Source organism: Blautia luti, from assembly GCF_013304735.1.
Lineage (GTDB): Bacteria > Bacillota > Clostridia > Lachnospirales > Lachnospiraceae > Blautia_A.
Genome location: NZ_JAAITI010000042.1, coordinates 16,294 through 28,293, shown reverse-complemented (window position 1 = coordinate 28,293; position 12,000 = coordinate 16,294). Strand labels below are relative to the sequence as shown.

12 protein-coding genes and 1 riboswitch are annotated in these 12,000 nt (G+C 45.2%); of the genes, 8 read left to right on the top strand and 4 right to left on the bottom strand.

Features of this window, described 5'->3' with window-relative positions; translation table 11 throughout:
• Positions 1 to 205 precede the first annotated feature (205 nt).
• From G5B06_RS16020 to G5B06_RS16005, 4 genes are read right to left on the bottom strand one after another with little or no spacing between them, the layout of a single operon-like run.
• Positions 206 to 748: a DUF4860 domain-containing protein gene (locus G5B06_RS16020; RefSeq protein WP_173763071.1), complete on the bottom strand. Its 543-nt coding sequence runs from the start codon at positions 746 to 748 to the stop codon at positions 206 to 208.
• Positions 745 to 1,101: a hypothetical protein gene (locus G5B06_RS16015; protein ID WP_148445183.1), complete on the bottom strand. Its 357-nt coding sequence runs from the start codon at positions 1,099 to 1,101 to the stop codon at positions 745 to 747. The genes G5B06_RS16020 and G5B06_RS16015 overlap by 4 nt, the downstream gene beginning before the upstream one ends.
• A gap of 12 nt (positions 1,102 to 1,113) precedes the next feature.
• Positions 1,114 to 2,157, bottom strand: a complete 1,044-nt coding sequence (locus G5B06_RS16010) for a type II secretion system F family protein (RefSeq protein ID WP_173763072.1) — start codon at positions 2,155 to 2,157, stop codon at positions 1,114 to 1,116.
• Between the two features lie 29 nt (positions 2,158 to 2,186).
• Complete coding sequence (locus G5B06_RS16005; protein ID WP_173763073.1) at positions 2,187 to 3,110, bottom strand: transglutaminase-like domain-containing protein; 924 nt, start codon at positions 3,108 to 3,110, stop codon at positions 2,187 to 2,189.
• 137 nt (positions 3,111 to 3,247) lie between these two features.
• A riboswitch (cyclic di-GMP riboswitch) is annotated at positions 3,248 to 3,337 on the top strand.
• A 172-nt stretch (positions 3,338 to 3,509) separates the two neighbouring features.
• Here G5B06_RS16005 and G5B06_RS19095 point away from each other — a divergent pair.
• From G5B06_RS19095 to glmM, 8 genes are all read left to right on the top strand, one after another.
• Positions 3,510 to 4,493 carry an anthrax toxin lethal factor-related metalloendopeptidase gene (locus tag G5B06_RS19095; RefSeq protein WP_244092706.1) on the top strand — a complete coding sequence of 328 codons (984 nt, stop codon included), beginning with the start codon at positions 3,510 to 3,512 and terminating at the stop codon, positions 4,491 to 4,493.
• A 245-nt stretch (positions 4,494 to 4,738) separates the two neighbouring features.
• Entirely contained in the window at positions 4,739 to 6,280 is a 1,542-nt protein-coding gene (gene rho / locus G5B06_RS15995; RefSeq protein ID WP_148445181.1) for a transcription termination factor Rho, read from the top strand.
• 106 nt (positions 6,281 to 6,386) lie between these two features.
• Positions 6,387 to 6,590 carry a 50S ribosomal protein L31 gene (gene rpmE / locus G5B06_RS15990; RefSeq protein ID WP_015526151.1) on the top strand — a complete coding sequence of 68 codons (204 nt, stop codon included), beginning with the start codon at positions 6,387 to 6,389 and terminating at the stop codon, positions 6,588 to 6,590.
• A 94-nt stretch (positions 6,591 to 6,684) separates the two neighbouring features.
• Positions 6,685 to 7,683, top strand: coding sequence for a DUF1385 domain-containing protein (locus G5B06_RS15985; RefSeq protein ID WP_173763074.1), 999 nt, complete (start codon positions 6,685 to 6,687; stop codon positions 7,681 to 7,683).
• Positions 7,670 to 8,545 (top strand): peptide chain release factor N(5)-glutamine methyltransferase, encoded by an 876-nt coding sequence (prmC, locus tag G5B06_RS15980; RefSeq protein WP_148445179.1) that lies wholly within the window; start codon positions 7,670 to 7,672, stop codon positions 8,543 to 8,545. The genes G5B06_RS15985 and prmC overlap by 14 nt, the downstream gene beginning before the upstream one ends.
• Positions 8,546 to 8,584: 39 nt before the next feature.
• Positions 8,585 to 9,661 carry a peptide chain release factor 1 gene (gene prfA, locus G5B06_RS15975; RefSeq protein ID WP_021976368.1) on the top strand — a complete coding sequence of 359 codons (1,077 nt, stop codon included), beginning with the start codon at positions 8,585 to 8,587 and terminating at the stop codon, positions 9,659 to 9,661.
• Between the two features lie 57 nt (positions 9,662 to 9,718).
• Positions 9,719 to 10,636, top strand: a complete 918-nt coding sequence (locus G5B06_RS15970) for a nucleotidyltransferase family protein (protein ID WP_173772501.1) — start codon at positions 9,719 to 9,721, stop codon at positions 10,634 to 10,636.
• A gap of 14 nt (positions 10,637 to 10,650) precedes the next feature.
• Complete coding sequence (glmM, locus tag G5B06_RS15965; RefSeq protein WP_021652113.1) at positions 10,651 to 11,997, top strand: phosphoglucosamine mutase; 1,347 nt, start codon at positions 10,651 to 10,653, stop codon at positions 11,995 to 11,997.
• Positions 11,998 to 12,000 lie beyond the last annotated feature (3 nt).

Genomic DNA, 12,000 nt, shown 5'->3' with positions numbered 1-12,000 from the left:
TATGTATTTTAATCTTCTGCTCTTCTGTAGGATTGATCTCTGTTTTGAAACTTTTTAGCAATCTTATCATCCTTTTCTGGCTGATTCCTGTTATTATTGGCTAATATGTTTATGAACTATTTGTTCTATTTCATTATACCATGATTAAACATGCAGAACAAGTGTTTTGGCCTTGGTAGAAATTAATAAGTATATTTAAACATGTTTAATATCTTTTTGTAATATATTCAGTTACTTGTAGATCCTCCTTTTTGCCTGAGCCGGAAGAAACAGCTGTACTGTGCAGCAGAAACTGAGTGGAAACCCCGGAAGTATTTTCAAGGGAAAGACGGTAGAAACCATGTTCCATTTCTTTTACCTGAAAATCAGAAAGAGAGGAAATTACGGTGCCTGCAGAGGAACTGGCCTGAGAGTCTGAAGCGGTAAAAAGTTCCATAAGGTTTTCATCTTTCAGGTAGATGTAGGTGATGTAGTCTTTTTCGTTAATTTTATCCCGGAAACATAGTGCAGGGGTACCGTCCAGAGTCCCGGAAAAAATTTCGTCCGCCTGGTCATGCTGCCGGAATTTGGTAGTCAGATAGGTGATAGCGGTTCCAAGTTCGGAATCGGAGTCGTTCTGTTTTACTGTCTGCTGATAGATTCTTGCGGAAAAAAGAAGCATCAGCATAAGAAACAGGACAAAAATACCAAACAGAAGGAGAGAAAAAAGGGACGAAATGGAATGATCCGTATTTTTCTTTAGCTTCATGAAGCACTTCCTCCCTTCGTGCTGCCGGAAAGGGCGATAACGCTGATAGATGGCAGCAGATTGGAACCGTTGGGAACGTACTCCACAACGAATTTGCTTTTGTCATAGGTAATATGGTAATCACGAAGAATCTGCGAAAGATCTTCCGGATATTCTCCGGTCAGCGCATAAGTACGGACAGCACTGGCTTTTAATGTTTTTTCCAGAGCATCCTGTTCTTTCTGAAGAGCCTGCCCGGAAGTATGGCTGATTCCTGCCACAAAGAGAATACAGGCAAGAATCAGAAGCAGTACGGGAAAAAGAAGAAGAAATCCCCGTAAAAATTTTTTTCTGCGGCTTTCAAAAAGTTCCATTCTGTCACCACCTTACATTGCAAAATCAGAAAGAATTCCAAGAAGAGGCATCATTACGGAAAGCAGTACAAGCCCAACCAGAAGCGAAAGCAGAATCACAATGGTAGGTTCTACAATGGAAACTGCCTGAGAAATCAGGTTTAAAGATTTCTCAGAGTACTGTTCGGAAAGGCTGTGTAAAGTTTCATCGCTGGATCCGGAATAAAACGATACACGGATAAGACGGCCCTCCATGCCTCCAAAAAGTCCGGATTTTGTAAGCGCTTCTGAAAAAGCTTCCCCTTCCTTAAGAAGGTCAGAGGTTTTCTGGAGTTTTGTGAGAAGCTCCGGCTGTGAAAGCAACGCTTTTGTAAGTTCAAGGCTTGTTTCCGGGGAGAGACCGCTTCGAAGGCCAAGAGACAGTCCCTGGGCCAGACGGCTGTAATCCATGGCAACGGGGATCTCACGAAATATGGGCAGATGGGTAACCAGTTTCCGGAGGCTTGAGCGGCCTTTTTCGGTAAGGCTGAAAAAAAGGGTGAAGCCAATCAGAACAGCGGCAAGAATCAGAAAAACGGCAGAGTAGTGACTGATTACATTGCCGGCATTGAGGAGTCCCCGGGAAACCCCGTTCATTTCCAGTCCCATCTGCTGAAACACCTGCTGAAAAACAGGAAGGACTTTTACCAGAAGAACAAGAATTACCACTGCCATCATGCCAAGCATGATCAGAGGATAGGTGACAGCGCTTCGGATCTGCTGGGAGATTTCCTGTTCCTGTTTATAATGTTCGGAAAGACTGTTCATAATTTCATCCAGGCAGCCGGTTTCCTCGCCTGTTTTTACATAGGCATTCATAGATGCAGGGAAACAGCCGACCTCTTCCAGTGCCTGGGAAAGAGAACCGTTTTCTTCCACAGAACGGATCAGAGGGGTAAGTATTTCACGGTCTGTATCGGTTTTACTTTCATCACAGAGAATATGAAGGCCTTCTGTGGTGGATATGCCGGAATGCAGAAGCATTCCCATCTGCCCGCAGAAACTGGATAATTCCCGGGCGGTCAGTTTATAGTTCATAATAAAGTCTCCTTTTTGCTGGGAATCGGTCAGCGTGAAAACTGTACCGTATAATTACTTTCATCTCCGATGTATTCCTGGATGGTTTCGTCATCATCACTGTTGGCGTCAAAGGTAGGGTCCATCAGCTGCCAGGTGTCTCCGTCAAAAGAAACGGCCTTTGTTGCCCAGCCTTTTCCACGGATATAGACATCAATCCATGCGTGCTTGATTTCTCCTGAATAGCCGATTTCGAGCTTACAAGGAATATCCTGGCTTCGAAGCATGGCAGTAAGCAGTGCGGCGTAATCAAAACAGATTCCGGTACCTGTGCGGAGGGTTTCATCAATGTCCGGAAGGTAACCGGCTTCTACAGAATTTGCTTTATCATAGTCATAGGTGATATGGCTGGTGACATAGTTGTAGAAGGTTTTCAGGATATCCACATCTTTCATTTCTTCCGTGACAAGGGACTGAGCCAGTGTGCAGGCTTCGCTCTCGGCGGAAAAATTTACATACTGGTTCGGGTACAGAAACGGAAGAAATTCATTTTCAAGATTTACAGTGAGAGTTTCTGAATACAGTGCGGCATACTGGCTTCCGTTGATCTGCTGATAGCAGGTGATTACATAATCTCCCGAGCCTTCGGAAAAGGGGATGACGGCCTGTTCCTTTGGTGCCAGAAAATAGGAATAGAGAACACCGGACGGTGTGGTAAGCTGTATACTCATCCGGGAGTCTTCGGAGTCAGACTGTGCGGTCAGATATCCCTGATCCTGATTGGAAATATCCAGAACCAGAGGGGAACTTCCGAGCGTCTGTGTGCCGGGAGCCTCAGGCGTGAGGACACGGGCAGGGGAGTAAACGGGAGGTTCTTCACCGGAATTTTCGGATTTCGCACATCCGGGGAGAAAAATTATGATCCCGGAAAGCAGCAACACAAAAAAGAGACGGACAGATAAAGTTTTTGACATATTTGCCGTTCTCCTGTTATATACTTTTTTCTTTCTTTTTTACAGATAACAGTATAGCAGATTCTGGAAAAAAAGGACAGAAGCAGGGCCAAAATAAGCGGGAAATGTTGACATTTAAGGGAAAAAAACATATACTGTATATATAAAGGCAAACCTGTTGAAAAGCAGGGACGCAAAGCCAAGGGTCTAAGGTCACAAAAGAAGGACTATGACAGCCGGTTGCCGCATTAAATTCCGATTTAGTGACGTACTCAGAAATTACATCCAGGTGAAAAGGATTTATGTGTTGACGCGGCCGTTTATTTTTCAGAATAAGCGGTTTTTTTGATGCAGTAAATTCTGCGGCCACCATACTGGGATGACGTTCTGGACGTCGGTTTTCAGAAAGGTGTGAAAAGTATGAAAAAAATGAACCTTAAAAACTTCTTTATGAAGAAGAAGGTTGCAGCCGGATGTATCGCGGCGGCTGCATTGATCACAGCAGGAAGCTTTGCAATGGTATGGCAGGACTCACAGGTGCCGGAACTGCCAAGTTACACAGATCCGGTAGTGGAGCAGACGCTTACCGATGATGATACTCCTCTTGCATCCAAACCGAAGGTAACAACCAAAACAACCAAGAAGAGCAAAACAACCAAAAAAACAATCAATTTAAAGAAAGCAGCAACAAAAACTTACAGCAAAAAACTTCCAACCAAGAAAAAAACAACAACAAAAACAACCAAAAAGAACCAGACAACAACAGTAAAAACCCAGACAACAGTACAGACAGATACAAATCAGAAATTCACCAAGAAATCCAAAAAGGTCGTACAGACACAGAAGGTTACAACAACTGTAAAAACAACCACAACCGTTGTTGCGGCAGCGCAGACCACAACAAAATCCACAACTGCAAATACAAATGTAAAAAAAGAGAAATACACAATCAGCAATGTAGCATCCATCGCGCCACAGATGGACAGCAGAGTACTGAATGCCTACACAAAGATGGGATTTACTGTAACTGTTGATCCAAGCGTATCCTATGCGGGACACTTTGATGCCAAGACAAGAATGATCACACTTCAGTGTGAGGATTCCACCATTTATCATGAACTTGGACATTTCCTTGCTTTTGTAGCCGGAAATGTGGATACTACAAGCGCCTTTGAAGCTGTATACAACAGCGAGAAATCCAAATTTACAGGCGTCAGAAAAGCGTATGCAACACAGAATGCTTCCGAGTATTTTGCAGAGTCTGTTCTGAATTATGTAGAGAATCCGTCAGCTCTGAAGTCTCAGCGTCCGCAGACCTATGAGGCAATTGTCAATGCACTCTCAAAGGTTACAGACGCACAGATAACAAAAATCATGAATGTTTATAAAGTAGTCTGGAAATAACAAGCTGTTATATGGAACACCCGGGAAATTCCCGGGTGTTTTTGTGTTATAATAAAATTTCTCCGGTGAAATTGTCGATAAAAATTTCTTGCATTGCTTCAAAAATAGTGTATATTAATATCATAATAATAATCACATTACATTCAATAACGGTTCAGACACCAGTGCAGCCATGTCAGGCTGTATCGGATTTCCAGAATAAATAATTAAATTACATTTTATAAGAGTTAAGGGTAGAGGTATTTATGAGAGAAAAGTATGAATCATTATCTCTGGCAGTGCTGAAAGACCTGGCAAAAGCGAGAGGGATGAAGGGGATTTCCACTTTGAGAAAACCGGCACTGATTGAGAGAATGCTGGAAGAAGATGCGAAAGAATCCGCAAAAGGAAATCCTGAAGAAGTACGCAGGAGCACATCCGGAGAAAATAATCTGAAAGAAAAGAAACAGGAAACAGAAAAAACAGAATATCATACACGTCCCGCAGGAGAGACCCTGCAGGAGCGTAAAGAATACCGGACAGAAAGAACGGAACAGGAACACAGAAGTGTAAATGTCCGGAGAGACTATAACAGAGATTATAACAGAGAGGCCAACCGGGATTATAACCGGGAATCTGCCAGAGAGAATGGAAATGTTCCTTCAGAGTCCACACAGCTGGACAGTGGTGAGAAGGCAAATGGAATTCTTGAAGTACTTCCGGATGGCTACGGATTTATCCGCTGCGCCAATTATCTTCCAGGTGAGAACGATATTTATGTTTCTCCTTCCCAGATCCGCCGCTTTAACTTAAAGACCGGTGATATCATCCAGGGAAATATCCGTATCAAGACCCAGGGCGAGAAATTCAGCGCACTTCTTTACGTATCCTCCATCAACGGATTCCACCCAAGTGAGGGGCAGAGAAGGTATAATTTCGAAGATATGACGCCGATTTTCCCTAATGAGAGACTGGTTATGGAACGTGCAGGCGGCACAACTGCCATGCGTATCGTAGACCTGATCAGCCCCATCGGAAAGGGACAGCGAGGAATGATCGTATCCCCGCCGAAAGCCGGTAAGACAACCCTTCTGAAAGATGTTGCCAAGTCCATCCTTAAGAATAATAAGGATATGCATCTCATTATCCTTCTGATCGATGAGCGTCCGGAGGAGGTTACCGATATCAAGGAAGCAATCCAGGGACCTAATGTGGAAGTGATCTATTCCACGTTTGATGAACTTCCGGAGCATCATAAGAGAGTTTCCGAGATGGTTGTGGAGCGTGCCCGTCGTCTGGTAGAACATAAACAGGATGTGATCATCCTTCTGGATTCCATTACACGACTTGCCAGAGCCTATAACCTGATTATCCCGCCAAGTGGAAGGACTTTATCTGGTGGTCTTGATCCGGCAGCTCTTCATATGCCTAAGAGATTTTTTGGCGCAGCCCGTAATATGCGTGAGGGCGGAAGCCTGACGATTTTGGCAACGGCACTTGTGGATACCGGAAGCAAGATGGACGATGTCATCTACGAGGAGTTCAAGGGAACCGGTAATATGGAGCTTGTCCTTGACCGTAAATTACAGGAAAAACGTGTATTCCCGGCTATCGACATCCAGAAATCCGGAACCAGAAGAGAGGATCTTCTTCTCAGCAAGGATGAGCAGGAAGCTGTTTATATTATGCGAAAAGCACTCAACGGAATGAAGTCCGATGAGGCGGTAGAACAGATTCTGAATACCTTTGCCAGAACCAGGACCAATGCGGAGCTGGTACAGACTGTAAAGAAACAGAAATTTTTATAAAGTCCTTGCATTTTCAGGAAAGCTGTGTTATACTTAGCAAGCTGTTTAAAATGGAATTCGTCAATTGTATACGAATAATATTAAATTATATAGAGAGGTGAAAATCATGAGAGAAGGAATCCATCCGAACTACTATCAGGCAACTGTAACCTGCAACTGCGGAAACACTTTCGTAACAGGTTCTACTAAAGAGGACATCCACGTTGAGATCTGCTCCAAATGCCATCCGTTCTACACAGGACAGCAGAAGGCTACACAGGCTCGTGGACGTATCGATAAGTTCAACAAGAAATACGGCCTGAATAAGTAATTATTGCGAATACAGGAAATGAGAAGGTTGAGGTTGGGAAATCTCAACCTTTCTTTAACTGAAAAATTTTTTCAGTTTGCACAGGAGAGAATGAATGAAATCATCGAATATTGGCGGACAGGCCGTGATGGAAGGCATCATGATGCGCCACAAGGACAAATATTCTATCGCAGTGCGCCGTCCGGACCAGGAGATCGAGCTGAAAGTAGAAGACTATAAATGTACCTTCGGAAACCATGCGTTTCTGAAGAAGCCCATCATCCGTGGTGTGGTAAGTTTTGTGGATTCTCTTGTGGTAGGTACGAAATGCCTGATGTACTCTGCGGAGATCGCAGGTGATGAGGAAGATGAAGAAACCGCGAAGAAGAATGAGCAGCTTACAGAAGAGGAGCGTTCCGCAAAGAAAGCCAAAGAAGATAAGCAGTTCAAGTGGCTTCTTTACATTACGGTAGCTGTTTCTATGGTAGTATCTGTGGCTGCTTTTATGTTTCTTCCGTATATACTGGCCAGTCTGATCCGCAAGGTAGGGGCTTCGGAATTCCTGGTTACTGTAGTAGAAGCTTTTGTAAAGCTGGCACTGTTTATGGGATATATGTTCCTGATCTCCAGAATGAAGGATATCCAGAGAACATTTATGTATCACGGTGCGGAACATAAATGTATCAACTGTGTGGAACACGGACTGCCATTGACTGTGGAGAACGTGCTGAAGAGTTCCAGGCTCCATAAGCGCTGTGGAACCAGTTTTCTGTTCCTGGTCATGCTGGTAAGTATTGTGCTGCACTTTGTGTTTGTGCTGGTTCCGGTTTACTGGGTAAGACTGTTTGGAAGACTTCTCATGGTGCCGGTAGTTGCGGGAATCTCTTTTGAGATCATCCAGTGGGCAGGAAGAACAGACAGTAAATTTGCGGACATTATGAGTAAACCAGGTCTTGCCATGCAGAAATTTACCACCAAGGAACCAACCGCAGATATGGCAGAAGTAGCCATCAAGGCTGTTGAGGCGGTTTTTGACTGGAGAGCCTATCTGAAAGAGGAATTTGACCTGGACATCCCTTATGAGACAGAGGAGACAAGCCATGCAGACTCTTGAGTCACTTCTCAAAAAAGGAACAACGATACTGAAAGATAACGGATTGGAAGAAGCCGGGCTGGATGCCTGGCTCCTTCTGGAATATAAGACCGGAAAGAACCGGGCATACTATTTTGCACATGGTGATGAACCGGTGTCTGATGAGACCGCAGCAGAGTATCTTGAGCTGATCGGCAGGCGGGCAGGACATATTCCTGTACAGCAGCTGACTCATCAGGCTTTTTTTATGGGCTATGAATTTTATGTAAACGAAAATGTGCTGATCCCGAGACAGGACACGGAGACACTTGTGGAAGAAGGGCTGAAATGCCTTGATGATGTGGAAAAACCGGAGATTCTGGATATGTGTACGGGTTCAGGCTGCATTCTCATAAGCCTTCTTCTGGAACGGCAGGATGCCCATGGTGTCGGTGTGGATGTTTCGCCGGAAGCACTGGAGGTGGCCAAAGAGAACGCCAGTCTTCTGAATGTGGAGAACCGGGCGGATTTTGTGGAAAGTGATCTGTTCTCGGCACCGTATTTTTGCGAAAAAGGTGGAAAAGAGGGGGGAAAATATGATATCCTTATTTCAAACCCGCCTTATATCGCGACAGAAGAAATTGAAACATTGATGGAAGAAGTCCGCCTTCATGACCCAAGGAAGGCTCTTGACGGAATGGAAGACGGGCTTTATTTTTACAGAAAGATCACCGCAGAGGCCGGAAAGTATCTGAAACCGGGCGGATGGCTTCTGTATGAGATCGGCTGCACCCAGGGGGAGGCAGTCAGTGAAATGCTGAGAAATGCCGGTTTTGAAAAGGTTCAGGTGGTAAAAGATCTTCCGGGCCTTGACCGTGTAGTGATGGGGCAGAAGCCTTTGTAAAAATTGTGATTTACAGGTATCAGAAACAGGAGGAAATACATGTTTGATAAACTGGATGATCTGTTGGTACGTTTTGAGGAGCTTCTCAATGAGCTGGGAGAACCGGGGGTAACCGATGATCCGGCGCATTTTCAGAAGCTGATGAAAGAGCAGAGCGACCTGCAGCCAATCGTTGACGCATATAAAGAATATAAGAAAAACAAAGAAACCATCGAGGACAGTCTTTCCATGCTGGAGAGCGAGAAGGACGAAGAGATGCGTGAGATGCTGAAAGAGGAGCTTTCTGATGCAAGAAAGAGAGTGGAGGAGCTGGAGCATGAGCTGAAGATCCTTCTTCTTCCGAAAGATCCTAACGACAGCAAGAATGTTATCGTTGAGATCCGTGGAGGCGCAGGCGGTGATGAGGCAGCTCTCTTTGCGGCAGAGATCTACCGTATGTATGTGAAATATGCGGAATCCCGCCGCTGGAAGACTGAGATGCTCAGCCTTAATGAGAACGGTATCGGCGGTTTCAAGGAAGTTACTTTCATGATCAAAGGTGAAGGTGCATATTCCAGACTGAAATATGAAAGCGGTGTGCATCGTGTACAGCGAGTACCGGAGACAGAGTCCGGCGGAAGAATCCATACTTCTACCTGTACTGTAGCCATCATGCCGGAGGCAGAAGAGATTGATTTCCATCTGGATCTCAATGAATGTAAATTCGATGTATTCCGTGCATCCGGAAACGGTGGTCAGTGTGTCAACACCACAGACTCTGCCGTACGTCTTACCCATATTCCTACAGGAATCGTAATTTCCTGCCAGGATGAGAAATCTCAGCTTAAGAACAAGGATAAGGCACTTCGCGTGCTCCGTTCCCGTCTGTATGAGATGGAACTTGCCAAGCAGCACGACGCTGAGGCAGAGGCAAGAAGAAGCCAGATCGGTACCGGTGATCGTTCCGAGAAGATCCGTACTTACAACTTCCCGCAGGGACGTGTGACAGACCACAGGATCAAACTTACCCTTCATCGCCTTGAGAATATCCTCAACGGAGACCTGGATGAGATCATCGACAGCCTGATCGCGGCAGACCAGGCAGTGAAGCTGACCAAGCTCAATGAACAGGAGTAATCGTTAATTACAGAGATAGAGTTCAAAAAACTATAATAAATCAGGAGGAAACGAAACATGAAAAAGACAGCACTGGTAATCATGGCGGCAGGAATTGGAAGCCGTTTTGGAAAAGGAATCAAGCAGCTTGCACCGGTAGGACCGAAGGGTGAGATCATTATGGACTATTCTATCCATGATGCACTGGAGGCAGGATTCAACAAGGTTGTATTTATTATCCGTAAAGACCTTGAGGATGAGTTCAAAAAAGTGATCGGAGACCGTATCTCCAAGATTACAGAGGTTGCTTATGCATTCCAGGAGATCGATGATCTTCCGGGAGATTTCCAGAAACCGGCAGACCGTACCAAGCCATGGGGAACCGGACATGCCGTACTGGCAGCAAAGAAAGTCCTTTCCGAGCCATTCGCTGTTATCAATGCAGATGACTACTATGGAAAAGAAGCCTACGTAAAAGTTCACGACTATCTTGTACAGGATCATCCACAGGATGGCCCGATGCACATCTGCATGGCAGGTTTCCGCCTTGGAAATACATTAAGCGACAACGGAAGTGTTACAAGAGGTGTGTGCCACATTGAGGACGGCAAGCTTGTCGGCGTTACAGAGACACATAACATCTTCAAGACAGCAGACGGCGCAGAAACAAGAAATGACGACGGTACAGCAGAAGCACTGGATACCAAGAGCCTTGTTTCCATGAACATGTGGGGACTGACACCGGAATTTATGGAAATCCTTGAGAAAGGCTTCATTGAGTTCCTTGGTGGAATCAAAGAGGGAGACATCAAAAAAGAATATCTTCTTCCAGAGCTTATCGACCAGCTGATCCATTCCGGAAAAGCAGCAGTAGACGTTCTTGAGACAAAGGACGAGTGGTTTGGTGTTACTTATCAGGAAGATAAGGCATCTGTACAGGCTGCATTCAAAAAACTTACAGATGACGGCGTTTATCCGGAAGGACTGTATCAGTAATAAAGGAGAGCATTATGGGTAAATATTTCGGAACAGATGGTTTTCGTGGTGAAGCAAATGTAAAACTTACAGCAGATCATGCATTTCGCGTGGGACGTTATCTTGGCTGGTATTACGGCAGAGATCACAAGGCGAAGATCGTGATCGGCAAGGATACAAGAAGAAGCAGTTACATGTTTGAGTATGCCCTTGCGGCAGGACTTACCGCATCCGGAGCAGATGCTTATCTGCTTCATGTAACCACAACTCCAAGTGTGTCCTATGTGGTACGTACAGAAGATTTTGACTGCGGTATCATGATTTCCGCAAGCCATAATCCGTTTAATGATAATGGAATCAAAGTCCTCAATGAGAACGGACAGAAGATTTCCGCAGATATTGAAGCACGTATCGAGGCTTATCTGGATGGTGAGATCGAGGAACTTCCGCTGGCAACCGGAGAAGATATCGGCTGTACTGTGGATTTTGCATCCGGAAGAAACCGTTATATCGGACATCTGATCTCTATCCCATGCCACGATTTCAAGAATATCAAGGTAGGACTGGACTGCTCCAACGGAAGTTCATCCGCTATTGCCAAGAGTGTTTTTGACGCGCTTCGTGCAAAAACTTACGTAATTAATAACGAGCCGAACGGAACCAACATCAACCGTGGATGCGGTTCCACACACATTGAAGTCCTGAGACAGTTTGTGGTAGATAAAGGCCTGGATATCGGTTTTGCGTACGATGGTGACGCGGACCGCTGTATCGCCGTAGACCACCGTGGAAACATCATTGACGGTGACAAGATTATGTATGTCTGCGGTAAATACTTAAGAGAAAAAGGCCAGCTGAACGGAAATACCGTTGTAACAACCGTTATGTCCAACCTTGGTCTTTACAAATCTCTGGAGCGGGAAGGCATCGACTATGAGCAGACTGCAGTTGGTGACAAATACGTTGCCGAGAACATGATGGAAAACAATTACAGCATTGGTGGCGAGCAGTCCGGACATATTATTTTCAGCCGTTATTCTGCTACCGGTGACGGAATTCTCACATCCCTGATGATTATGGAAGCATGTGTGGACCAGAAAGCCACACTCTGCGACCTTGCCAAGGAGATGAAGGTTTACCCGCAGCTTCTCCGCAATGTGCGTGTTTCCGACAAGAAAACAGCACTGGAAAATGAGAAGGTAAAAGCATCCATCGAAGCTGCAGCAGAGGCACTTGGCGATGATGGCCGTATCCTGGTACGTGAGAGCGGTACAGAGCCGCTGATCCGTGTTATGGTAGAAGCAGGAACCGATGAACTCTGCCATAAATATGTAGACAGTGTTGTTGATGTGATGGAAGCCGAAGGGCTTGTTGTAGAATAAGGA